This window comes from Arthrobacter alpinus (genome assembly GCF_001445575.1).
In the GTDB taxonomy this organism is placed as follows: domain Bacteria; phylum Actinomycetota; class Actinomycetes; order Actinomycetales; family Micrococcaceae; genus Specibacter; species Specibacter alpinus_C.
The window spans coordinates 3951668-3975472 of record NZ_CP013200.1; the positions used below are offsets into that span (position 1 = coordinate 3951668).

19 protein-coding genes are annotated in these 23805 nt (G+C 61.2%); 2 read left to right on the forward strand and 17 right to left on the reverse strand.

Annotation, left to right across the window (positions count from 1 at the left end):
• Positions 1–11: 11 nt before the first annotated feature.
• The 11 genes from AS189_RS17535 to AS189_RS17585 form a co-directional block, all read right to left on the reverse strand.
• Entirely contained in the window at positions 12–3068 is a 3057-nt protein-coding gene (locus AS189_RS17535; RefSeq protein WP_062291840.1) for a glycoside hydrolase family 2 TIM barrel-domain containing protein, read from the reverse strand.
• A gap of 61 nt (positions 3069–3129) precedes the next feature.
• The gene (locus AS189_RS17540; protein WP_062291842.1) at positions 3130–3858 is read right to left on the reverse strand and encodes a hypothetical protein; all 729 of its coding nucleotides are present in this window, start codon (positions 3856–3858) and stop codon (positions 3130–3132) included.
• A 37-nt stretch (positions 3859–3895) separates the two neighbouring features.
• The gene (locus AS189_RS17545) at positions 3896–4747 is read right to left on the reverse strand and encodes a TetR/AcrR family transcriptional regulator (protein WP_160320867.1); all 852 of its coding nucleotides are present in this window, start codon (positions 4745–4747) and stop codon (positions 3896–3898) included.
• Between the two features lie 10 nt (positions 4748–4757).
• Positions 4758–5567: a triose-phosphate isomerase family protein gene (locus tag AS189_RS17550; protein ID WP_272946730.1), complete on the reverse strand. Its 810-nt coding sequence runs from the start codon at positions 5565–5567 to the stop codon at positions 4758–4760.
• Between the two features lie 44 nt (positions 5568–5611).
• Positions 5612–6961 carry an MFS transporter gene (locus AS189_RS17555; protein WP_062291848.1) on the reverse strand — a complete coding sequence of 450 codons (1350 nt, stop codon included), beginning with the start codon at positions 6959–6961 and terminating at the stop codon, positions 5612–5614.
• A gap of 190 nt (positions 6962–7151) precedes the next feature.
• On the reverse strand, positions 7152–7931 hold the full coding sequence (locus tag AS189_RS17560) for an SDR family NAD(P)-dependent oxidoreductase (RefSeq protein WP_062291851.1): 780 nt from the start codon (positions 7929–7931) through the stop codon (positions 7152–7154).
• Between the two features lie 34 nt (positions 7932–7965).
• Complete coding sequence (locus AS189_RS17565; RefSeq protein WP_129587334.1) at positions 7966–8952, reverse strand: 3-hydroxyacyl-CoA dehydrogenase family protein; 987 nt, start codon at positions 8950–8952, stop codon at positions 7966–7968.
• Between the two features lie 2 nt (positions 8953–8954).
• The gene (locus AS189_RS17570) at positions 8955–9443 is read right to left on the reverse strand and encodes a ribose-5-phosphate isomerase (protein WP_062291855.1); all 489 of its coding nucleotides are present in this window, start codon (positions 9441–9443) and stop codon (positions 8955–8957) included.
• Positions 9440–11182, reverse strand: a complete 1743-nt coding sequence (gene dhaL / locus AS189_RS17575; protein WP_062291859.1) for a dihydroxyacetone kinase subunit DhaL — start codon at positions 11180–11182, stop codon at positions 9440–9442. The genes AS189_RS17570 and dhaL overlap by 4 nt, the downstream gene beginning before the upstream one ends.
• Before the next feature lie 81 nt (positions 11183–11263).
• Positions 11264–12271: a sugar phosphate isomerase/epimerase family protein gene (locus tag AS189_RS17580; protein WP_062291861.1), complete on the reverse strand. Its 1008-nt coding sequence runs from the start codon at positions 12269–12271 to the stop codon at positions 11264–11266.
• Between the two features lie 454 nt (positions 12272–12725).
• A complete protein-coding gene (locus tag AS189_RS17585) occupies positions 12726–13448 on the reverse strand; it encodes a GntR family transcriptional regulator (protein WP_062291864.1) in 723 nt (240 codons plus the stop codon).
• Between the two features lie 226 nt (positions 13449–13674).
• On the opposite strand from AS189_RS17585, the gene AS189_RS17590 reads away from it, so the two are divergent.
• Positions 13675–14730, forward strand: coding sequence for a hypothetical protein (locus AS189_RS17590; protein ID WP_062291868.1), 1056 nt, complete (start codon positions 13675–13677; stop codon positions 14728–14730).
• Positions 14731–14792: 62 nt separating this feature from the next.
• Here AS189_RS17590 and AS189_RS17595 read toward each other — a convergent pair whose 3' ends face one another.
• The 5 genes from AS189_RS17595 to AS189_RS17615 all read right to left on the reverse strand — a co-directional run bounded on the left by AS189_RS17595 (position 14793) and on the right by AS189_RS17615 (position 20502).
• Complete coding sequence (locus tag AS189_RS17595; protein ID WP_424581612.1) at positions 14793–15464, reverse strand: FMN reductase; 672 nt, start codon at positions 15462–15464, stop codon at positions 14793–14795.
• 145 nt (positions 15465–15609) lie between these two features.
• A complete protein-coding gene (locus tag AS189_RS17600; protein WP_062291875.1) occupies positions 15610–17163 on the reverse strand; it encodes an amino acid permease in 1554 nt (517 codons plus the stop codon).
• Positions 17164–17289: 126 nt separating this feature from the next.
• Complete coding sequence (locus AS189_RS17605; protein WP_193393495.1) at positions 17290–18738, reverse strand: aspartate ammonia-lyase; 1449 nt, start codon at positions 18736–18738, stop codon at positions 17290–17292.
• 91 nt (positions 18739–18829) lie between these two features.
• Positions 18830–19798, reverse strand: coding sequence for an asparaginase (locus AS189_RS17610; protein WP_062291878.1), 969 nt, complete (start codon positions 19796–19798; stop codon positions 18830–18832).
• On the reverse strand, positions 19795–20502 hold the full coding sequence (locus tag AS189_RS17615) for a FadR/GntR family transcriptional regulator (RefSeq protein ID WP_062293999.1): 708 nt from the start codon (positions 20500–20502) through the stop codon (positions 19795–19797). Before AS189_RS17615 ends, AS189_RS17610 begins: the two co-directional genes overlap by 4 nt.
• Before the next feature lie 293 nt (positions 20503–20795).
• Between AS189_RS17615 and AS189_RS17620 the strand changes: the two genes are divergently transcribed.
• Positions 20796–21662 carry an SDR family oxidoreductase gene (locus AS189_RS17620; protein ID WP_062291880.1) on the forward strand — a complete coding sequence of 289 codons (867 nt, stop codon included), beginning with the start codon at positions 20796–20798 and terminating at the stop codon, positions 21660–21662.
• Between the two features lie 92 nt (positions 21663–21754).
• Here the strand turns inward: AS189_RS17620 and AS189_RS17625 are convergent, their stop codons facing one another.
• Positions 21755–23785, reverse strand: coding sequence for a DUF5107 domain-containing protein (locus AS189_RS17625; RefSeq protein WP_193393496.1), 2031 nt, complete (start codon positions 23783–23785; stop codon positions 21755–21757).
• Between the last annotated feature and the right edge of the window lie 20 nt (positions 23786–23805).

Consider the following 23805-nt stretch of genomic DNA (forward strand, 5'->3'; position numbering starts at 1 on the left):
CTAGAACCCGTTCAGGACAGCACCACAGTGAAACTCACCGGTCCCGGTGCCAAGTGGTAAGCCGGCAGCACGCCGGGCCCACATGACGCCGTACCAATCCCATGCATCGCAGCATCCAGCGTCAGATAACTCATGCCATCGGCCACCAAATCCGGCGTGTGCTTGGCCTCCGTGAGCACAGTTTGGGACCACGGGCGCAGCGTGAACCACATCGTTTCACTCTGGAAAGTGATGCTCTGCCCGGCGTCCAGCGCCGCCAGCTGCAAGTGTGAGACTCCCGCCCGGGCCCCGTTCTCCTGCGGCCGCACGTACGGTACTTGGAGTTCCTCAATTGAGGCACTGAACCAGCCCAACTGCGCAGCCATACCCGTGTCGGGGTACCGTTGCCCCGGCCCGAATCCGGTCCACGACGCCTGTGAAAACTCGCCCGGCAACTCAAAATCAAAGCCGACGCGCGGCCAACTCACGCCCCATCCCGGCCCCGGCTCAACTTTGGCCGCAAGCTCAAGGCTGTGCCCATCGGTGCTCCACACATACTCAACATCAACATGGTGCCGGAGAATCGGCGTACCGTAACGCACGAGCACGCTCAGCTTCCCGCCGTCGTGCTCCATCGATTGCAAACGACCCTCCAGCAGCGGCAGGCCGCCAGCAATCCACGCGTCCGCATCACGCGGCGCCCCCGGCAGCGCCCAATTCTTGCCGTTGTCATTGTCGGTCGGCGAGCGCCACACGGTCAGCCGCGGGCCATTGATGGGCACGCCCTTGAACGCGCTCAGCTCCCCCGTGTCGAGGCTAAAAACGGCCGGGCCAAAGTGCACCTTCCGCCCCCGTACCTCGGCTTGCCCATCACCAATCACCTCAGGAAGCGGCGCGGCCACCTGCCCCTGCTGGCCCCAAGCGATCTGATGCCCGGACGGCGCCCACAACTCGTCGGTGGCGAGCACCGCACTGATCGAAACCACCCGCTGATCCCCCAATAGGGCGCTCAGCTCCGCCGGAAGCACGACGACGGACTCCTCGCCCGCCGCCGTCACCGGCACCTCGAGCGTGCCTTGTGCTGCGCAACCATCAGGCCCCTCAACCTTCCAAATGAACGAAAGATGAGAGGTGTCGAGGAAGTCAAACTTGTTGCGAACGCTCAGCATCTGCCAGCGCCGATCGATGATCAGGCTTAGCGGTTCCACCACTTTCTTGAAGTCCAATAGGCCCGGGCGCGGCTCCAAATCCGCGGAGACCAACCCGTCAATGACAAAGTTTCCGTCGTGGACCTTTTCGCCAAAGTCGCCTCCGTAGGCAAAGTACGCCTCACCGTCGAGGGTGTGCTGGCGGATGCCGTGTTCAATCCACTCCCACACGAAGCCGCCCTGGAGCCGCGGGTACTTATCGAACAAGTCCTGGTATTCCTGCAGGCCACCGGGGCCATTGCCCATGGCGTGCACATATTCGCACAGGATGAACGGCAAGTTGCGCCGGTGCCTGTCCTGGCCAGGATCCGCCAACGGCGTCTCTTGCTGGCGGCCGATCAGCTCCACTTCCGCCGGTGTGATGTACATGCGTGAATACACGTCCACGTAGGGGCTTGCCCAGTCACCCTCATAGTGGACCAACCGCTCGGGGTCGCGCTGCTTGGTCCACTGAGCCATGGCCTCAAGGTTGGCTCCCTTGCCTGCCTCATTACCCAACGACCACAGGATGATCGAGGGGTGGTTCTTGTCCCGCTCCACCAGACGCTGCATACGGTCCAGCAGGGCGTCCCGGTACTGCGGTTCAGCGCTGGGATTGCCAGCCCAATCACCATGTTCAAAGCCGTGCGTTTCATAGTCGCACTCGTCAATGATGTAGAAGCCCAGCTGGTCTGCGGCGTGCAGCAGGAAGGGATGCGGGGCGTAGTGGGAGGTGCGGATGGCGTTGATGTTGTGCTGTTTCATCAGGTGCAGCTCACGCAGCACCTGCTGCTGCGGAACGGCGCGGCCCAGATCCGGGTTGTGTTCATGCCGGTTGACGCCCCTAAAGAGCAGTGGCTCACCGTTGAGTTTGATCTGCGCGTCCTCAACTGTGATGCTCCTAAAGCCCACGTTCAGGCTCAGGGTTTGCACGGGCGTGGTGATCCGCAGCTGGTACAGGGTGGGCGATTCGGCGCTCCAAGGCTCCACAGCTCCCACGTTGAGTGTCTGCGACGTTCCGGCGGAGCTGGCGGCGCCCACGGTGCCTGAGTTTTCTGCAGTGGACTCTGCCGAGACATCAGAAAATGAAAGAGTTTCGCAGAGGCCCAGCTGGGCAATCTCCACTACGGTTCCCGGCAGCGGTGGATCAAGTTCCACGCGCAAGGTGCCGGTACCAGTGCCCGCACTACCGTTGATGAAGCCCGCGTGCACAAAAACATCCCGCACGGCCTCGGCTGGCTGGGCCAGCAAGGTCACGTCGCGGAAGATGCCCGGCAGCCACCACGCGTCCTGGTCCTCTAAGTAACTGGAGGCGCTAAATTGTGAAACCCTCACTACCAGCAGATTTTTACCGGCCCGCAGAACCTCACTGACATCAAACTCCTGCACCAGCTTCGATCCGCGGGTGGTGCCCAGCAGCACTCCGTTAAGCCAGATGGTTCCAGCGTTATCGATCCCATCAAAGCGCAAAATAGCGCCATTCAGGAATTGATCCGCCGCATCAAAGCTGAGCCGATGATCTCCTACAGGATTCGCATCCGGCATGAATGGCGGATCCAACGGGAAGGGGAACTGCACGTTGGTATAGGCGGGAGCACCGTAGCCATGGAAGTTCCAGCTCGAAGGGACGGGCAGGGTGTCCCAAGCCGCGTCGTCGAAAGCCTCGGATTCGATCCCCACAGGGGCCGCAGCCAGCGTTGGTGCGTAGTGAAAGCGCCAGTCGCCGTTGAGCGAGAGAGTGGGCAAGCCACTTTCCACATGGGCTCGTGGGCGAATCCCGCCAGTGCCAGGACCCGGGTTTTTCAGGTCCATAACGCCCTCGTAGGGGTGCGCGGCCAAGTTGGCGGTCAGTGCAGAAGCCAGGTTAGCGCTAACAATTGAGGCGGGGCTCGAGGCATTCATGGTTTCGGATCCTTGATGTTGGTGGAGAGTGAGTGCGCTGACGCTTTGAAAGCTAAGTTATTTAGCCTGCGGTGCCGTCAAGCATGCGTGCCACTTTTTGTTCGAGCGAGGCGATGGTGACGTCCGGGAGAACAATCAGCCCGTCGAGTTCCTTGCGTGCCCGCTTGTAGGCCGTTTGGCGCTCGGCAGGGCTGGCGGCGTCGTTCTCGGCAATGTTGACCAGCTTGCGAGCAGTGCCAAGGCGCTGGCGTTCCGCATCGCTGAAGGCAGAGTCCTTGATCCGGTGTGCTTCTTTTTCCGCAACGTCGAAGGCCACGGCGAAGGCGTTCACGGCATTGCGGTAATCGTCCCAACGGCTCTTGGCAGAGATCTCATCGCCTTCGAGCGGACGGAGGGCATCGGCGTCGCGCTTGGCCCGTAAGAACGCAACGGTCAGCGGCTGGCGGACATCGCTCATCATGGGAAAGTCGATCAGCTTGCCAACGTCCAGCTCATAGCTGAGCCAGCGCTTGTTGACGGAATCGTGTTCACCCTTCACCCTGGCCACATCGGCTTCGGAATAGCCATCCTTGGCCAGACTGACGGTGTCTGCTAAAGGCTGCGGGCGGTTTGCGGCATCCAGTGCCGCCGCTTCCGGGTGCTGAAGTTTGTACATCTCTATCTCGCGCTCATGCGCGCGATCCTGCGCACGTTCACGGGACGCGAACAGGGCCTTGAAGCCGCCGGCCGCCATACCTCCCAAGGGGAAGAGCAACCACCAATAAGCGCCGAAGAGTTCAGGAAAGGACATGGTCCATCGTGTCACTTTGCCGCTAAGCGACCAATAGTTACGTGGCGGGGGTTACTTTTGGGGCCGGATGTGTTTGGCCAGTGCCGGCAAGTGCCCTGATCCCGGATGAGGCGTTGCACAGCAACTGGTAGGAGACCTCGATGATGCGCTCAGCGTTACAGGTGGTTCCGCCAATCACGGCGTCCAGAAGCATATTGTTCACCCCACCCACCATGGAGATGGCCGTCAGCCGGGCAAATTCCAGTGCATCGGCAAGGGGGTGGCTCGGGTCAACGGCCTGCAGGCGCGCTCCTGCACTGCCACCGGGGTTGTTGCTGCCGCCACCGTGACTGCCCAGGCCACCACCGAGCAGCTGTTTGACCACGGAGGCTTTGATCCCGGCCAGTATTAACAGGGCACCCATCGATTGGCCGGCAAAATTGGTCATGGCCTGGTGGCGTTTGACTTCCAGCTCTTCGGAAACCCCAACAATCTCCACGAGGATGATTTGGGCATGGCGAGGGTCGCCCAGCATGAAGTTGACCACGGCGGCCATGCTGGCCCGGATGGCATCCTGAGGATGCGCATCAGGCTTTGACAAGGCCTCGGTCACCCGGTCCATCAGCTTGGCGGACACCGACTCATACACGTCGGTCAGCAGGTGTTCGCGGGAATCGAAGGACTCATAAAAGTAGCGTTCGCTCAAGCCCGCACAAAGGCACAACGTCTTGATCTTGGCGGAGGCATAACCCACGGTGCCAAACAGCTCGATGCCAGCGTCAATGAACTTCTCGTACCGTTCCCGGGTCCGCTCTGACGGCTGCAACCCTGAGTACACACGCCCGGCTCCGATTCCGGCGGGTGGCAGCTCCGGGAGACTGGGATGCGGTGCGGAAGGCCGAGTGTTCACACCCCCAAGTCTAGTTGACGACACCCGCACCGCGTTGGGCTGCGAGTGCTTCATCGAGCACAGCCCCAAAGTTGCGTGCATCGTGCGCAAACCGTCCCAGGAAGAGCCCGGAGACACCGCTCAGTTCGGGTAAAAGTCCGGGCTTGGCCGAGCCACCATAAATGATGGGCAGCGCAGCTAGTTGATGCTGCGCCAGAAGGTCTCGCAGGGCCTGAACCACTGCGGAAATGTACGCTGGGCGCGCCGGTTCCGGCGCCCCAATGGCCCAGACTGGCTCATAGGCAATGACCAGGTCCGCGGCACTGTCCCATTCCCCCACCGCTGCGGCGATCTGTTCATAAACAACCTGGGCAGCCTCTGCCGGCCCCGCATGTTCTAGCTCTCCCACGCACAGCAACGGTGTCATGCCCGCCGCCCACGCAGCGGCCACTTTTTGCGCCACCATGGCGTTGTCTTCATGAAAATAACGACGGCGCTCGGCATGCCCCAGCTCCACCAAGGCAACGCCCAGCTCGGCAAGCATTGACGGCGCCACTTCACCGGTCCATGGGCCATCGGCCCAACCGGAGTTCTGTGCACCCAAGACCAGTGGCGAGCCGGCAATGATCTGCGCCGCAGCCGGCAGTACCGGGAATGACGGGATGACAAACGGGACCACCCGCCCGGCTGCGAGAGCCGGGCGGGTATCCACTTCGTGACGCAACTCCTGCAGCCAGCGCAAGCTGTCTGCGTAGCCCATGTACATTTTGCTACTCACACCTATATATAGGGGTGCGTCTACCGCCGTGGGCAAGCTGTCTGTTGCACTGTGGTGCGTCACGATATTTCCACTTTCACTAACGAGTTGCTGCTTTTTTGCATGTTTTACTTCTCGAGCAGGTCATCAGCCTTGGTCTTGAAACGGCGGGTTCCCCACATCATGAGAGCCGCCACGAAGGGCAGAATGCCCAACGCCACAATGCCCATGGCCCCTGATTCAGAAGCAAAGGTTTCATTGATGTTGGTGCGCATGATCGGTGCCACGAATCCGCCAAGGTTACCCAAGGAGTTGATCAGGCCAATACCTGCCGCCGCCGCTGTTCCGGTGAGGAACGCCGTCGGGTATGACCAGGTGATGGGGCCAATGGCGAGGAAGCTGCATACCGCCAGCGTGATGAAGATGATGCCCACTGCCGGGAGGTGGTTGGCGCCAGCCCATGCCGAACCAATGATGCACAAGCCTGTGGAAACGAATAGCCAGGTTCCGAGCACTCGACGGCGAATAACCGTGGTGGCGTAGCGGCCGATCAAGATGCACGCGAACATTCCGAAGAACCACGGTACGGCTGCGAGGAGGCCAACGGTCAGGCCCACCTTTTGGCCGGTCAACTGCGCCACCTGCTGCGGCAGGTAGAACGTCACACCGTAAACGGCGATCTGAAGGCAGAAGTAAATGATGGTGAAGTACCAGACGCGGCCATTGGTCAATGCCGCCCTGACACCGGACGGACCGGTCTCCTTCTTAATCGAGTCTTCTTGCTCCATGGCTGCTGTCAGCGCATCCTTCTCATCCTGACGGAGCCATTTGGCCTTCTGCGGACCATCGATAAGGAGGAAGAAGGCAAAGATACCGGCAATGATGGCCAGCGAACCTTCAACGAAGAACATGACCTGCCAGCCGTGAACGCCGGGAACCTGGTCACCAATGTTGATAAGCCAACCGGACAACGGCGAGCCGATGACCTGGGAGAAGGGCTGTGCGAGGTAGAAGATGGCGAACATCTTCACGCGATGCTTGTTGGGGAACCATTCGGCCAAGTACATGATGACACCGGGGAACAGACCAGCTTCGGTCACACCGAGCAGGAAGCGCAGCGCGATGAAGGATGTATCGCCCTGAACAAAGGCGAAACAGGCCGAGACAATACCCCAGGTGATGGCGATGCGGGCCAGCCAGAACTTGGCACCCACCTTCTTCATCATCAAGTTGCTGGGGATTTCAAAGATCGCGTAGCCGATGAAGAAGATACCGGCACCGAGAGCGTAGGCTCCGGCGGTGATGCCGCGGTCCATTTCCAGCGCTGATTCTGCGAAGCCAACGTTGGTGCGGTCCAGGAATGCTACGACGTAGAGGATGACCAGCATCGGCATGAGCCGGAAGGTCGCCTTCTTAATTGCTGATTTGAGCGCCGGAGACTCTAATGCTGTGGTCTCCTGCGTGGGTGATGCTGCCATACGAAACTCCTCGTTGAGTCAAACTTTTGAATAAGCTTTGCGTCGCGTTCGGAGCGCAACGCCCATGGTCTGGGTTAGCGCGGGTAGGTCATCAGGACGATGGCGACGCCACAGATGACGATCCCTACGGCTAGGTACAACTTGCGGGCCAAGGTCCACTTGACGGAATTCTGGTTGTTCATCAAAGCTCCTAGTGCATGTACAGTCCGCCATCCACATTCAACGTTTGACCGGAGATGTAGCCGGTGTCTTCGCTGATCAAAAAGTGGATAGCTGCTGCGATGTCCCGGGTGGTTCCCACTCGGTTGACGACGAGGTCTTGAGTCAGTTCGTCCTTGCGTTCTTGCGAAAGCGTGCCGCCCATGATGTCAGTGTCAATGGGGCCAGGAGAGATGGCGTTGACGGTGATATCGTAGGGGCCCAGTTCGCGTGCGGTGGACCGGGTCAAACCAATGACGCCGGCCTTCGCTACGGAGTAAGCCGTCTTTGAGAACGTTCCGCCGCCGCGCTGTGCTGACACGGAGGAGATGTTCACGATCCGGCCAATGCGGTTCTTCACCATGGACTCGGCAACGCGGCGAGTGGCGTAGTGAACACCGTTGAGGTTGATGTTCAGCACCCGGTTCCATTCCTCCGGCGTCACCTCCAAATACCCCACAGGAGAGCTGACTCCGGCAACATTGGCCAACGCAACGATCTGCGGCAGCTCCGCCTCCAGCTCGTCAATGGCAGTGCGAACGGAGGCCTCGTCACCGACGTTGGCACCTACACCGTGAGCCTTGACCCCGAACTCAGCGACGACAGATGCGGCCACTGATTTACAGGCTGCATCATCCAGGTCGATGATGCCAATGTTCCAGCCATTCTCGGCCAGGTAGTTGACGGTTGCCCGGCCAATGCCGCGTTCGGAGACGGCGCCGGTGATGATGGCAGTGCGTTCTGCGGGGAATTTTCCAGCTGTTTCAGACATAGCTTCTCCTATAAATGTGGGTGGCTCATGCCAGTTAGTGGATGGGAGCCGGGCCGAGGTCTTCGAGCAACGCTGACATGGCTACGTAAGCCTTGTTGCGGTACGCGATGAGCTCTGCCGTCTTTTCGGCGGGGACATCCAGGAAGCCGGAGCCGGTCTTGGTGCCCAACTTGCCAGCCGCAACCAGATCGCTGAGGATCTTCGGGGTGGCAAAGCGCTCGGGGAATCCGGTCTGCAGGGACTTGTAGCAGAAGTCGTACACATCCAGGCCGGCCATGTCGGCAATGGCGAAGGGGCCAAAGAACGGCAAACGGAAGCCGAAGGTGGTGCGGACCAGGGTATCGACGTCGTCCGCCGTGGCAATGCCCTGCTCAACCAGCTGAGCAGCTTCGTGGAACAGCGCGTACTGGAGACGGTTCAGCACGAAGCCGGTGACGTCCTTGACAACAGCTGTCTGCTTGCCGGTCGAGTGGACCATGTCACGGGCTGCACCAACGGTGGCTGCCGAGGTTTCAGCGTGAGGGATGATCTCGACACCGGGGATGAACGGCGACGGGTTGGAGAAGTGAACACCTAAGAAGCGCTCCGGGTTGATCACGGGCTCGGCCAGATCGGCAATGGAGATGGTGGAGGTGTTGGAGCCAATGATGGCGTCCGGGCGGGCAGCGGCGCTAATGCGAGCCAGGGTTGCATGCTTGATGGCAATGACTTCCGGGACGGCTTCTTCGATGAAGTCCGCGTTGGCGACTGCTTCCTCAATGTCCTTGGCCGGCCACAGGTTCTTGCGCAGCTTCTCGGTGGAGCCGGCGGGGAACAAACCGTCAGCGACAAACTGGTCTGATTCCACCAGCAGACGCTCATAGTTTGCTGCGGCAATCTCTGCCGAGACATCGGCCAGGGCTACGCGGGCTCCACCCAGTGCCAGAACCTGGGCGATGCCGCCACCCATGTAACCGGAACCTACGACGGCGAACTGCAGCTGCTTTTCGGTATTTTCTGTATTTTCTACTGCATTACTCATGATCAGATGGCCTTCGTGTAGTTCGGTTCGTAGGAGCAAATTGCGTCGACTTTTTCCGCAGAGGCGCTGGATTCATCGAAAGTGTAGGAAAGCCATTCGGTGACCAGTTTCTTGGCCAGCTCCAAGCCAATGACGCGCTGACCCATGGTGAGTACCTGTGCGTTGTTGCTCAGCACGGAGCGTTCCACCGAATAGCTGTCGTGTGCGGTGACGGCACGGATGCCGGGGACCTTGTTGGCTGCAATAGCGACGCCCAGACCGGTACCGCAAATCAGTAGCGCCCGGTCAGCTTTTCCGTCAACCACCATACGTGCTGCATCGACGGCAATGTGCGGGTAGGCCCGGTTGTCGTTCGCTCCGACGCCAATGTCCTGCACTGATTGGACACGAGGGTCTGCCTCAAGTAGTGCTACGAAGGCGTTCTTGTATTCGACACCAGCCTCGTCATTTCCGACGATGATCCGGTAACCGGTTGATTCCGTGGAGCTCATGCTCGTGTCCCACTTTCCATTAGTTCGTTCTCAAAATGTTGGCCCAAGCGCTCTACGATCAAGCCGAAGGAGACAGCTCCTGGGTCAGGATGCCCAAGGCTTTTTTCCGCCAACGGGCGGGCCCGGCCCTTCAAGGGGCGCAGATTGGCCGTGGCAGCTGCGGCCTCCTTGGAGATAACGGCAGCATCCTTGAGTGAATCGACCACTGAGTTGCCAGCCGCTATTGACTTCAAGAACGCGTCCCGGAACGGGATCATGGAATCCACCATGGTCTTATCCCCCGGCTCGGCCTTACCCAAGGTGGTGATGGCGTTAGTGAACGCAGCGACGGCAAGAGAAGCATCTTCGTGCGAATATGACTCCCTATTACCAAGAGCAGCCGCGGCGGCGATAAACGCCGTTCCCCACAACGCACCCGAGGTGCCACCGGCCTTCTCGGACCAGGCTTCGCCGGCCGCCGTCAATACAGAAACAACTGATGCGCCACCGTCAACATCGGCGCTCTTTTGTGCGGCGGCGCTGGCAGCGTCAACGCCTCGACGCATGCCGATGCCGTGATCGCCGTCGCCAGCAATGGCGTCAAGGTTTCCCAAAGCTTCTTCGTGTTCGATAACCACATCGCGAATGGCGCAAACTGCTCCCACCGCCTGAAGACCCAACGCAGCCGCGGCCGGTGTGGGAGCCTCAAGCTGTGCTGCCTCTGCTGCGACTTGCGCAGTCACGCTGCGCTGTGCACGAGGAGCGGCATTGCCCTTCCGGAAGGCGGGGGTGTCGGCAGGTGCCGCCCAGTATTCCTTAAGTTCGTCGTCGAGCCACAGCAGGGTCAGCGACAGGCCGGACATGTCCAGGCTGGTCACCAATTCCCCGCACTCGGGCTCAATGACGCTCAGGCCTGCATCACTCAGGAGCTTTTCAATCCTGCCGAACAGGAGGAACAGCTCGTCGTATTTGACAGTCCCCAGACCGTTGACGATCGCCACGACCTCGGTGCCGGCGTCGTCAGGCTTGTCAGCCAGCAAACGTGAGACCAGCAGTTCTGCCAGCTCGGACGCCGTCGGCATCGGGTGCTCGGAGATGCCAGGCTCGCCGTGAATGCCTAGGCCCAGCGCCATCATTCCGGCGGGAACGTGGAACAGTGCCTCATCCGCGCCAGGCAGGGTGCAGCCGTCAAAGGCAACGCCCAGTGAGCGGGTGCGGTAGTTGGTTTTGATGGCAAGGCGTTCCACCTCGTCCAGGTCGAGCCCGGCTTCGGCAGCGGCTCCGGCAATCTTGAACACTGTCAGATCCCCGGCAATGCCCCGGCGTTTTTCCCACTCGTTGAGGGGCGCACTGGCAATGTCATCGGTGACCACAACGGTGCGAGTCTCGATACCCTCGGCGTTGAGGCGCACCTGGGCCTGGCCGAAGTGGAGCACATCACCGGCGTAGTTGCCGTAGCTAAGCAGCACACCACCGTTCATGCTGGCGGCCTTTGCCACGCGGTAGATCTGACCTGCGGCCGGTGAGGCGAACATGTTTCCGCAGGCTGATGCGGCCGCGAGTCCGGCTCCCACCAGGCCAGCAAAGGCCGGGTAATGCCCGGAGCCGCCACCAACAACCAAGGCAACCTGCCCCTGGTTCATCTCGGTCGAGCGGACCACACCGCCATCAACGCGGGTGACATACTGCCGGTTCGCGGCCACGAAGCCGTCCAGGGCGTCGTCGGCAAATTCAGCGGGATTGTCGAATATCTGAGTCATGATTCCTTCTTCAGTCCTATGCGTTGGCGCTGGCAGGGATGGATTTCTCCTGGCAGCCCTGCCAGCTGCCTAGCGAATGCCTTAGACGGTGAGCAGCGAGGCTGCCGGTGCGGGAAGTTGGCGGCCCTGCGCTACTTGGCTGGTGCCTAGTGCGTAGCCATCTGTCTTCGGCAAGATCTGTGAACGCAGGTATTCCTGGTTGCTTGCCGTAACGCTGAGCCCGTCGCCGCCGTAGTGCTCGGTGCAGATGATGCCTTGGTAGCCAACAGAGATGGCAACCTTGAAGGCTTCGCGGTAGCTGATCAAGCCGCTTTCCATGGGAGCCGGCATGGCCACGTACTGGCCGCGGGCCACATTCTCATCACGGATGTAGTTCTTCACGTGCCAGTAGTTGGAGTACGGCAGGGTCTTGGCAACCACTTCGCGCCAGTCCTCGATGGGGCGGTGCAGACGGATCAAGTTGCCAATGTCCGGGTTGAGGCCCACATTGGCCAAGTCGATGTCCTGAACCAGCTGAACGGAAGAATCCGCAGTGCCCAAGTAGGTGTCCTCGTACATTTCCAGGGAGAGCAAGATGCCGACCTCGGCTGCGTGCTGACCCAGTTCGCGGAGGCGAGTGACGGCCTTGTTCCAGGTTTCGGTGTCTCCCACCGGATCCACGTGACCCTGAACGGTCCAGAACCACAACTGCTTCTGCTGCTCGGGCGTGAGTGCCTGGTGGAGGCCCACGGAGACAACTTCACAACCGAGCGCCGCTGCGGCGTCAATGGTGCGGTGACTGTAGGCCAGGTTTGCTTCCCAGTTGGCTTCTTCAATGACGCTGCTGCGAATAGCGGAGATGACCGGGATGCCGATGCCAACGTGGTCTGCCGCGGCTTTGAATTCCGCAAGTCGCGCTGCGCTAAGGTCCCCCGGGCGAACCCAGCTATCGGTCAAATCTGCGTTGCCGAAGCCGGCATCTTTGACTTCCTGAAAGACATCTACCCAAGCTGACGAATCTGCTTCGTTGATGTGAACGCCAGCGGCGTTGGTGTTTGAGAACTGCAGCAGGGCCGCGGTGATGGGCCAATTTTCGGCTGTGTAAGCCATAGTTTCACTCCCTTGTGACGAATCCTGTTTCCTATAGGATCTACTATCCTGAAAGAAAGTGGATATGTCAAGCGTCACATTCATGAGGGGTTTTTGCCGCGAGATCGCTGGGTTTATCTCAGGCCTGAGGTCCGGCGACTCACGCGACTCCTGCGAGGAACACTGCAAAGCACACCGGAAAGACTCGCGCGGAGGCCACTCAAGCTCGTGGCGAGGTCTTCACCGCGTGGTTTTGAAGACTGACTGTGAGCACAAAAAGCCCGCCAGCGACGGCTCATGGAGCGTCAACGAGCGGGCTTGCCTGCCCAGCGGCCGGAGTCTCGGTACTTGGCGTTTCGGTGCTTGGAGTGCGGGCGCCTGGTGGTTCCAAGCCGGGTGGCAGAGTGCTTGGAGTGCGGGCGCCTGGTGGTTGCAAGCCGGGTGACTAAGTGTTTGAAAGGCGGGCGCCCAGTGATTATGCCTTGCTGATTGCTCTTGCTGATTGCTCTGCTGATGAATCTACTGGCGCGTCAGCCATGGCTCGGGCACGAACGTTGGAGACATGCTCGGTCATCTTGGCGGCAGCGCCATCGATATCCCCGGCACGGAAGGCTTCAAAAATGGCTCGGTGTTCTGCAATGGCTAAGTTGGCATCAGTGATACCAACGCCGCTGAAGAGCCGAAAGCGCTGCACCTGGCCACCGAGCGCGTTGTACGCAGCGAGCAAAAACGGGTTCCCAGCATTTTCTGCAATGAGCCGATGAAAGCGCTCATCCGCGTCGAAATAGTCCCTGAACTCCGCGAACGACGGCCCGCGCGGCGCCGTCGACAAATCCTCAATGGACTGCTCCAGAGCGGCCAGTGTCTGCGGTGTCATGAATTCGCCGGCCAGCCGCGTATTGACTGGTTCAATCACCAGCCGGGCTTCCATCAATTGGGCCATTTCCGCAGCGGATGACAGTGGCGCGACGCGGTAACCCTTCAAGGCAGCGCGCTGAACCAGCCCGGTGTGTTCCAAACGAGCCAATGCTTCGCGGACCGGTGTGGGAGAGACTTCCAGGTCACGGGCGGTCCCGTCAATGCTCACCGCATCCCCGGGCATCAGGCGCCCATCCATCAGAGATTCTAAAATCTCGTCATAGACGTGATCAGCCAAAACCTGGCGGCTAATGGCGTGGGGGCCGGTCAATGGTTTCATAGTCCAAATCCTATAGGATTCAATCGCTGCGGCTGCTATCAAAGGCATAATATCGCAGCTATTACGGCAATTCCTCTCGCGGCGCGTCGTCCCCAGCGGCGTGACCCCAGCGGCGCTGGCGAGGAGGCACGCACGCTGGGAAACGCCGTCGAACGTTGACCAAGACCCCGCTCAGACGTGAGACAAAAGATGGCCACGAAGCGTGAAAGAATAATGATGATTCGCCATGACAGCAAGCACAGGACGTAACCGCAGCAAGCCGGCCGCCGGCACCCCCGAGCAGCCCGCGCCAGCTGGCAAGCCTGCGCACCAGATTCCAGATGTCCCGCGCCGATTGTTCTTTCTCACCGTGGGTGCGGGCGCCATCACCACGGGGTTTCAGGCCAACATTGCCCTGGATGCGCGTCTCACTGAACGCAGCCAGTACCGCATCGCCACCCCTGACAATGAAGAAAATAGGACTGCAGCCGCACGTTTTCCCGGCAAAACCTGGTACCTGCTGGGAGGTTTCCGGGTCAGCTACCGCGACGCCGGCCGCAAACTCGCAGCTCTCCAGCCAGCCATGAACCAGCGCGCATCCGCCTCATACATTGGCTACTCCAATGAAGGCATCGACGTGGCTCAGCTCTTTATTGCCATTCAACGCGATGTGTATGAGCGCCAGATCGACACCGTGTATTTCTATGGGGACAGCTTCGGTGGGATGGCGGCCGTGGTTCTTGCCTCGCTGTTGACCGACATCGGCGTCAAGGTGCGGCTGATCGTGATGGGTTCGAGCCCGTCGAATGTGGCTGACACTTTGGACCCGGGCAAGGAATACATCTCCGTCGCCGGGAAAGTAGTGCCCTATCTGGGATTTTTGGGCCGTCTGGGCGCGGGCCTTTGGGGCGGTCTGAGCAACCCCAACGGCCAGGGAATGTATGACGCGGCCCGTAGCGGCGTCGCCAGATCGTTGGACCAGAACAACAATTCGCTGATCCTGAGCACAACTCAGGCCACATTTTTACAGGCGTTCCCCCACCAGTACGACGGCGGCCTGCCCACCAGTACCGGGATCGGGCTCCTTTACGATCCCGAAGATTTCATTGTCGATGCCCGGCTGGCCAAGCGGGGCTGGGAAACGCTGATGCCGCGCAACCCGCACTACGCCTACGATGTGCCGCACACCGGCCACGCCAGCCCTGAAATATATCCGGACATTTACCGCACCGCACTCGCGGTGGTCCTGGACAAGCTGGATCCGCTGCCGCTGACAGTGAAGCCGGACCAGCCCATTTTCTAGGCTGATCCGGCTCTCACGGCTGCTGCATCCACACAGCGCACCACTAAGTTAATGGCGCTAAGTTATCGGCGCTGAGTTTGGGCGAGAAGTTCCGCAAACGGCAGTGACGTCATATCGGAGACTTCACGTTGCGCCCTCTTGGCCTTGTGATCAATCAGGACGGCTCCCGACGCTCCGGTGGCTGATCCCTGCTGACCCATCAAGACAGTGGTCAGTTCTGCGGCGGCCTGCCCGATCCGACGCTCGAGCGTGTTGGTGCCCGAGCCGCCCCAATCCTCCGGGGAAGCGTAAATAGCGGTGGGCATCGTGTGGGCACGCAGGTAGCTAAAGAGCGGGCGGATAGCCATATCCAATACCAACGAGTGGCGCGATGACCCTCCCGTGGCCCCGAACACAACAGGCATCCCGTCTAGGAACTTTGGGTCCAGGACGTCAAAGAAGGACTTGAACAAGCCGCTGTAAGAAGCGCTGAAGGTGGGAGTCACCGCAATCATGGCGTCCGCAGCTTCTACACGCTTGATAACCTCGGCCAGGGCCGGCCCGGCGTAACCGGACACCATGTTATTGGCAATGTCGGTGGCATAATCGCGCAGGTCAATGACGTCAATGATCGGATCGGCACCAGCCGCGGACAACCGCTGCTGCACATCTGCGGAGATTTGATCCGCTAACATCCGGGTGGATGAAGGAACGCCGAGACCTGCCGAAATGACCACTACCGTACGCTGCATTATTGCTCCTAAGTTCATGCGTTTGCATCTACTGTGGTCAACAGGAGCGGTTCCAGAGTTATTCCCTGGGGTCCTTCGGACCCGCGAACGGGCGCCGCCGAACCTGAGCCGGGCGGCCCCGGCTCCCGGCGCCGCCCGGCGCGAAACCTTAGTCCCTCGCCCCGGCCTGGGCAGCTTCGGCGGCATCACGGGCTGCAGTAGCAGCGCTGTGATGGGCAATGACAGGATGGGCTCCCGTGTAACCGTCGCGGCTGGCGGCAATTGCATTGATCCGTCCGCGTGAGCAGTACCAGCCAATGACCAGGGCTGGCACAATGACCACGATCGAGGCGATGGTCCAGGTGCCGACGGGGCTATCGAACGCCATCAGGACCAGCACGGCCAGCAGGAATGCCAGCGTCAGGTACCCCGTGTAGGGTGCGCCGATCATGCGGAACGAGGGCCTGATGGCCAGTCCCTTTTTGGTCAGCCGATAGAGCGCCAGCTGGCACAGCACGATCATGGCCCAGGAAGCGATGATGCCTAGGGCAGCCATGTTCAGCACAATCTCGAACGCCTCAGCAGGCACCACCGCGTTGAGAATCACGCCCAGAACTGCCACGCCAGCCGTGAGCAAGATGCCACCGTACGGTACGCCGCGGCTGTTCAGTTTTGCGGTGAACTTCGGAGCTGAGCCGGACATGGCCATGGAGCGCAAGATCCGCCCGGTGGAGTACAGGCCGGCGTTCAGAGATGACATGGCCGCCGTGAGAACCACCAGGTTCATGATTGAGTCCACGCCCTCCACCCCAATGGAGCCAAAGAAGGTGACGAACGGGCTCTCCCCCGCTTTGTATGCCGTGTATGGCAGCAGCAGTGACAGCAGCACCAGCGAACCAACGTAGAAGACCGCAATACGAACAATGACCGTATTGATGGCCTTGGGCATGATCTTTTCCGGATTCTGCGTCTCCCCCGCGGCCGTACCAATGAGCTCAATGGATGCGTACGCAAACACCACGCCCTGCATCACCACCACCACCGGAAGTAGCCCATTGGGGAAGAATCCGCCGTTGTCGGCAATCAGCGAGAAGCCAACTTCATGCCCCTCGACGGGGGTCCCAAAGATGACAAAGTAGGTACCCACCAGCAAGAACGTCACCAACGCAACGACCTTGATCAGCGCGAACCAGAACTCCATCTCACCGAAGACCTTCACGGAGACCAGATTCAGTCCCAGCACCAGCATGAGTGCGGCCAGTGCCCAGACCCACTGCGGAACGGAGTCGATCCAGGGCAGGTATTTGCCGAAGAAGTGCATGTAAAGTGCGACGGCGGTGATGTCGACAATCGCTGTCATCGCCCAGTTCAGCCAGTACAACCAGCCGGAGACGAACGCCGCCTTCTCGCCGAAGAACTCCCGCGCATAGGAGACAAATGATCCGGAGGACGGCCGGTGAATGACCAGCTCGCCTAGGGCACGCAGAATCAAGAATGCAAAGAAACCGCAAATGGCGTAGCTGAACATGAGCGCCGGGCCAGCCCCGGCCAAGCGGCCACCGGCACCCATGAACAGGCCGGTGCCAATGGCCCCGCCAATGGCAATCATTTGAATTTGGCGGGACTTCAGTCCCTTGTGCAGCCCAGCATCTTCAGCGGTCAACGCGGAGCTGGGCTGGTCTTGAACTAAATCAGAGGTATCGCTTTGTTCCTGGTGACGCATAATGGGGTCCTTTGTTCAGAGGTGAAACGCGCCGTTGCGGGCCACCGGATTATCGCGGGGAGGTGCGTGGTTGCGCAGACCTGTTGCTGGGAGCTCGGCTACTGAAGAGCTCGGCTATTGAAGAGCTCAGTTGCCCGGAGTTAGGTCGCTGAGGTTGGCGAGGTATTCCGGGCGCAACAGCTCATTGAGCTGCTCCGCCGTGAGGAGCTTGCGTTCGAGCACCAGCTCGGCCACGCCGCGGCCGCTGGCCAGTGCTTCCAGCGCAATGGCGGTGGAGGTGGCGTAGCCAAGGCGCGGGTTGAGCGCCGTGACCAGGCCAATGGAGTGCTCAACTTGTGCGCGCAGCTTGTCCTCGTGGGCTGTGATGCCGCGGATGCACTTATCGGCCAAGGTGATGCAGGCCGCTTCCAGATGGCGCATGCTCTTGGTCAAGCTATAAACAATGACGGGTTCAAAGGCGTTGAGCTGTAATTGCCCGCCTTCTGCTGCCATGGTGATGGTGACATCGTTGCCAACCACCTCGTAGGCCACCTGATTCACCATTTCCGGGATGACAGGGTTGACCTTGCCCGGCATGATGGATGATCCCGCCTGCACGGCCGGCAGCGTAATTTCGCCGAAGCCAGCGCGCGGACCGGAGGACAAGAGCCGCAGATCGTTGCAAATTTTGGACAGTTTCACGGCCACACGCTTAAGCACGCCGGAGAGGTGCACAAACGCTCCAACGTCCTGAGTGGCTTCAATCAGGTCAACGGAGGTGGTGAGCGGCAGTCCGGAAATCTCCGCGAGGTGGCGGCAGGCCAGTTCCGAATAGCCGCGCGGAGCGTTCAGGCCGGTGCCGATCGCCGTAGCGCCAAGGTTGATCTCATGCACCAGCAGTGTGGATTCGGCCAGCCGAGCCCGGTCCTCCCCCATGGTCACCGCGTACGTGTTGAACTCCTGACCGAGCGTCATGGGCACCGCGTCCTGCAGCTGCGTGCGACCCATTTTCACCACAGTCCTAAATTCCAGCGCTTTGGCAGCGAAGGCATCGCACAGGTATTCCATGGCTACCACCAGCGATTTCGCCGCGAAGATCGTTGCCACGTTGACAGCCGTCGGGTAAACATCGTTGGTGGACTGGCTCAGGTTGACGTGGTCGTTCGGGTGCAGGTGCTGGTAGTCGCCCTTGCTGTGGCCCAGAATTTCCAGCGCCCTGTTGGCGATGACCTCATTGGCGTTCATGTTCGACGACGTCCCGGCACCTCCCTGGATGACGTCCACCACAAACTGCTCGTGTAGTTTCCCTGCGATGATTTCCTGGCAGGCCGCAATGATGGCCCCGGCCCGGACGTCGTCAAGCAAGCCAAGCTCATGGTTGGTTTGTGCGGCGGCCTGCTTAACCATGGCCAAACCGTTGACTAGATGCGTGTTGTTGCTCAGCGGGATCCCGGTGATGGGGAAATTCTCCACAGCGCGCAGGGTGTGCACACCCCAATAGGCATCCACTGGGATATCGCGGTCCCCAATGAGATCGTGCTCGCTGCGGTATTCGACGGGATCAGATACGGACGTGATGGACAAAGTTTCAGTCATGATTTTCCTTGAGGCGGCGCTTCATTGCGCTACAAAACGGGCACGCACAGGTGCGGACCAACGGTGGGGTGGGTAGTGGTTGGAGGTGAGGCTAATTGTGGGCCGGTAGCCCCAGTAGCTCGCCCACTGGGTGTCCGCCTCCATAGACAGGGAGGCGATTGAAGGCAGTCAGCTGGTCCGGGTCGATGCCCAAGGCGATGAGCGCCGGAGTGGCCGCTGGCATGCGAGCCCGGTCTCCGCCGTCGGAAATTTTCAATGCTACGGCGCTGCCGTCCGCGAGGGCAATCACTTGGATGCCTTCAAAGCCGTCCTTGGCCAGGATCCCGGGAACGGCCTGCATCAGCGCGGTGACGTCGCGGCCGTGGCCGGCCACCATGTCGGGGCGGGCACGCATGGCATCGGCCACGCGGCGTTCCGGGGTGCCTGGCTGGGCCGTTGTCATGCGGGCGAAGGCGCGGGCCATACCAATGAGAGACAGACCAAACACCTCAGTGCCGCAGCCGTCGGTGCTGACCGCGGTGATGGTTTCACCGGTCAGGTCTTCGACTGTGGCGCGGATCAGGGCGGCGAGCGGGTGCTCCGCGCCCAAATAGCTCTCAACCGGCCAGCCATTGTGGACGCAGGTGGCCAGCAAGGCGGCATGCTTGCCGGAGCAGTTTTGGGCCAATTGCGTGGGCCCGTTTCCGGTAGCCAGCCACTGCGCGCGCTCAGCCACACCGTAGGGCAGATCCGTGGAGTTGCCAAGATCCGCCGGGCACAGGCCTGCTGCCGTCAAGATGGCAGCGGCGGCGCTCTGGTGCTCGGCCGATCCGGAATGGCTGGCCGCGGCCAGCGCCAACTGCTCATCGGGCAGCTCCAAACCGGCGCGCAGCATGGCCACGGCCATGAGCGGCTTCAACGCTGAGCGAGGGTACACGCGGGCGGTGGGCTCTCCGCGCGAAATCAGGCTCACGCCGTCGTTCGTTATGGCAATGAGTGAACCGTAGTGGACGCTCTCCACGAGCTCGCCGCGCGTCTGCACGGCAAGCGGGGCGTGGGCCGGGAAATCTGTGAGGTTCATGCTTCGGTAGCTCCCATGATGCGGCTGAGTGCGGTGTCGACGGCGGAGAGGTGTGTGGCCATGGCGAGGCCCGCCTCCTTGGTGTTGCGGCGTGTGATGGCGTCAAGGATGACGAGATGCTCCACATCGGATTGGCGCGTGCGGCCGGTGATGAGGTTAATGGTTTCGGACTGGTTCACCATGGCGCCGCGGATGTCCTCGACCACGCGTTGGAACACGCCATTGCCGCTGGCGCGGGCTATGGCTGCGTGGAAGCTGGCGTCGAGGCTGACCCAGATTTCGGGGTCGTCTTCTTCGGCCATGAGGGCCAGGATGCCGCGCATTTCTTCGAGCTGCTCGGGGCTGCGGCGGGTGGCAGCGAATTCGGCGGCCGGTACTTCGATGTGCGGACGGGCTTCCATGAGGCTGCGGGCCGAGAACTGCCCCAGGACAAGATCGTTGGAAACCTGGTTGGCAATGACGAAGGTGCCTTTGCCGGTGTGAGTTTCCGTCAGGCCCAGCGCCGTGCAGGAGCGCAACGCCTCACGGACCACGGACCGACTCACACCGTATTGGGCTGCGAGCGCAGTTTCGGAGCTGAGTTTGGCTCCGACCTTCAGGGCGCCGGCCTCGATCGCCGTGCGGATGGCTGTGAAGACGGCTTCGGCCGCGCTGACTCGAAGAATCGGCCCCTGTCCTGCTGTCCAGCTGTCTGACAAGTTCATAACCACGACTATGACACCGCTCACAGCGCCCTGTCAACCCGCCCCTCCCAACGCTCTATCACCGATTGGGCATTTTTTGCCGACCCTCCCTCAGCGATTGGGGCATAATCCCGGACGCGCCCTCAGCGATTGGGGCAGGGGTGCCGTGAGAAGAAAGTCCTTTCGCACTGGCGTTGATGAAGAAGCACCTTGCAGGAATCCACACTAGGTCTGCAGCATGAGAGTCGGCTCCAGCTGCCGCCAGCAGCATGTGCGCCCTCGACAAACTCGGCACCCAAGGATGTACTTGAGCCATGACTCTTCCAACCATCGCCGTCACCGGCGCTACAGGATTCATTGGCGGCCACACGGCCCGGACACTGGCTGGCGCGGGGCTCCCCCAGCGACTGGTTGTCCGCAACCCGGAGCGAGCACCGGACCTTCCATTAGCTGAGGTGGCGGTGGCAGCGTTTGGTGACCGCTCCGGCGTCGAACATGCACTCACGGGAATTCACACGGTTCTCATGGTCTCCGCCGCGGAAAGCGCCAACCGATTGGATGAGCACAAGGCGTTCATCGACGGTGCGGCCACTGCCGGGGTGCAGCACATTGTCTACACCTCCTTTGTGGCGGCCGCCCCGGATGCTGTTTTCACGCTGGCCCGCGACCATTTCGCCACGGAGGAGCACCTACGCGGTTCCGGCATGGCGTGGACGATTCTGCGGGACAACTTCTACTTGGACTTCATGCCCATGATGGTAGGGGACGACGGCGTCATCCGCGGCCCGGCAGGGAACGGCAGGGCCGCGCTGGTCTCCCGCCGCGACGTAGCCGCAGCGGCCGGCGCCATCCTCCAGCACCCTGCTGCCCACACTGGACGGACGTACGAACTCACCGGCCCGGAGGCTCTCACCATGGCGGAGGTTGCGGCTATTCTCAGTTCCGGCTTGAAGCGGAGCATCAGATTTCACAACGAAACGGTGGAGGAAGCCTACGCATCCCGTAAAGCCTGGGACGCTCCGCAATGGCAATACGATGCCTGGGTATCCACCTATACCTCCATTGGCTCGGGCGCCATGGCACAGCTGAGTACCTCCGTTGAGGAGCTCACGGGTCGCAAGCCGCAGTCCCTGGCCGAATTTCTCGCCGCGCAGACTGAACCCCCAACCCTCGCTCATTAACGCTAACGGGGCACTTTTGGCCAACGCTCGCTCACTAAACGCTAGCCGGCGCACATTGAGGGAAGGCCCGGACAGCCCTGGCCGCAGCCGGGCTACTTCATGGAGAACTGGTACTCCGCCGGAACGTCCTGCCCTGGACAGACCTGCAACCAGAGCTCGGAGATCGAGTTGACGCCCTCGCGGAGATCGGCCACTTCCACCCCGGCCGTAAGAATCGCGGCCGCGGCGGCGTCCTCTCCCAGCGCGGCGAGCGCCTTGGCCTCAAGGAACCGGACTCTGCCAAGTCCGGCCAACGATTCCGATGCCCCGCTGAGTAGATCCAGCGCTATGGCGGGCGCCCCGTTGTCCTGAGCCAGCGTCATGGCCTCGATCAACAGCTCGCGGCTCAGCGGATCCGCGGCACAGGCTGCCACCACTTCGGCCAGGCCACCGGCAACATCAGCGGCGGCAATCAGCGTCAACCCCAAACCACGGTGCGCCAACGCCTGGCTGCCCGCGCTCAAGGGCTCTCCTGCCACAAAGGTCCCGTCGAGCGCCTGCCGATACAACGACGCAACCACGCTCTGGTCCCCCGCAGACGTGGACGCCCGGGCATGCACCATGACGGCGTGATGGAACGCGCCCTCGGCACTGGCATTCCGGCCGGCAGTGAGCAAGTCTTCCCAATCCAGCCCGCGGACATAGGAGGACGCCCCGCCGAAGGGCTGGTTCGGCACCTCGGCAGCGGACGCTTCAAAGGGTTTCTCAACAATGCCCGCGTTAGCGTTGAGCAGCTCCAGCCACGGCACCTGATCCGCCGTCAGCGTCTCAACCCCAAAGGGCGTGCCCGCCTCATCGATCCAGTCAAGGGTGGAATGTTGGCGACGGACCCGCTCCAAAGCACCCCAACCGCTGCCAGCCACCACCATTTCGGAAGGCGGCAGATCAGCCCAGCGTCCGGCGTCGGACAGTGCCTTGGCAATAGTCGCCTCAGAGACCAAAGCCTCCACGCGCTGGGCACCATGGGCCACGGCGGCGTCCCACTCCCCCACGGCGAGCGCCGGATCAAGGCCCGCGTTGCCGTACGCCTCGATCCACTGCCAGCTGGCCCCGGCGGGCATGGGTACGTGCTCAAACTGCGTCTGGGCCAGACCGGCCTGGATTTCTGCGTAGCGCCTCGGCTCGCCAGGATCAGAAGGCGAAAGCCACTCCTGCCAGCGGTGCCCGCCCACGCCTTCACCCCAAACAAACAGCTTCCGGCCGCGCAGTTGCGCCGAGGAAATCAGGGCCAGCCCGTCACCGTCAGCGTCCGCGGCCACTTCCCAGCGCCGCTCCTCAGGGGCAATGTCGAAGAAGAAATCCACCGCCTGGGTGTTGTTGATGGGCCAGGTGGCATCCGCACCGTGGAAGCTGGTGGTGTCAACGCGGGTTATGGAGCCGTCGTAATCGGTCGCGTAGGCGTGCGTTGCCGGAGCAATCACGCGTGTGGCCGGCGACTGCGGAACGGCAGCATTGCTCCACCAATACATGGGCACGGTTTTGTCATTGGGGTTGCGAATCCGCACGGACACCAGGACCACTTTGGAGTCCGTCGGGAGCCACGCGTCGATCTGGAAAACCACTTCGCGGAGCCTGTCGAACTCCCACATCCGCAGGACATCCTGCCCCTCCGGCGTGCGTACAACCGCCGTGTGCAGCGGCACGCAGGTGGTGGGCGAATGCCCGCGCGTGCCAATGTTGTACTCAATCCCACCGGCGAACCAGGCATTGCGCAGAGCCAGATTAGCGAACTGAATCCTGTCCTGCGTGTGCAGCAGCGCCTTGCCCGTGGCCTTGTCCGTCAGTTCCCACAGGCGCCCGCCCAGCTGCGGCAGGAAAGTGGCCTTCACATGCTCATTTTCAAGTACGACGGCGGTCAGTTCCGTTGCGCGGGTCTCTCGCGAATAGCTCTCCTGCATTGGATACGGGTAAATGTTGCGCGCCTTACCCCAGCGCACCCCTGCTGAAATCTCCTCAGGGATGTCCGCGCCCACCGCGTAGGGCGGCTCCAGCAGTGGCTGCACGGAGGGCATTGACGAATCGTGGCCCAATTCCGCCAACTCAAGGGTCCGTGACGTGATTTTCAGAGTGGAGACGGCTGACATAGGAGGTCCAATCACAGTCG

Coding starts and splice junctions, on each gene's coding strand:
- AS189_RS17535 (WP_062291840.1), bottom strand. CDS start 3,068: ATGAATGCCTCGAGCCCCGCCTCAATTGTTAGCGCTAACCTGGCTTCT.
- AS189_RS17540 (WP_062291842.1), bottom strand. CDS start 3,858: ATGTCCTTTCCTGAACTCTTCGGCGCTTATTGGTGGTTGCTCTTCCCC.
- AS189_RS17555 (WP_062291848.1), bottom strand. CDS start 6,961: ATGGCAGCATCACCCACGCAGGAGACCACAGCATTAGAGTCTCCGGCG.
- AS189_RS17560 (WP_062291851.1), bottom strand. CDS start 7,931: ATGTCTGAAACAGCTGGAAAATTCCCCGCAGAACGCACTGCCATCATC.
- AS189_RS17565 (WP_129587334.1), bottom strand. CDS start 8,952: ATGAGTAATGCAGTAGAAAATACAGAAAATACCGAAAAGCAGCTGCAG.
- AS189_RS17570 (WP_062291855.1), bottom strand. CDS start 9,443: ATGAGCTCCACGGAATCAACCGGTTACCGGATCATCGTCGGAAATGAC.
- dhaL (WP_062291859.1), bottom strand. CDS start 11,182: ATGACTCAGATATTCGACAATCCCGCTGAATTTGCCGACGACGCCCTG.
- AS189_RS17580 (WP_062291861.1), bottom strand. CDS start 12,271: ATGGCTTACACAGCCGAAAATTGGCCCATCACCGCGGCCCTGCTGCAG.
- AS189_RS17585 (WP_062291864.1), bottom strand. CDS start 13,448: ATGAAACCATTGACCGGCCCCCACGCCATTAGCCGCCAGGTTTTGGCT.
- AS189_RS17590 (WP_062291868.1), top strand. CDS start 13,675: ATGACAGCAAGCACAGGACGTAACCGCAGCAAGCCGGCCGCCGGCACC.
- AS189_RS17600 (WP_062291875.1), bottom strand. CDS start 17,163: ATGCGTCACCAGGAACAAAGCGATACCTCTGATTTAGTTCAAGACCAG.
- AS189_RS17605 (WP_193393495.1), bottom strand. CDS start 18,738: ATGACTGAAACTTTGTCCATCACGTCCGTATCTGATCCCGTCGAATAC.
- AS189_RS17610 (WP_062291878.1), bottom strand. CDS start 19,798: ATGAACCTCACAGATTTCCCGGCCCACGCCCCGCTTGCCGTGCAGACG.
- AS189_RS17615 (WP_062293999.1), bottom strand. CDS start 20,502: ATGAACTTGTCAGACAGCTGGACAGCAGGACAGGGGCCGATTCTTCGA.
- AS189_RS17620 (WP_062291880.1), top strand. CDS start 20,796: ATGACTCTTCCAACCATCGCCGTCACCGGCGCTACAGGATTCATTGGC.
- AS189_RS17625 (WP_193393496.1), bottom strand. CDS start 23,785: ATGTCAGCCGTCTCCACTCTGAAAATCACGTCACGGACCCTTGAGTTG.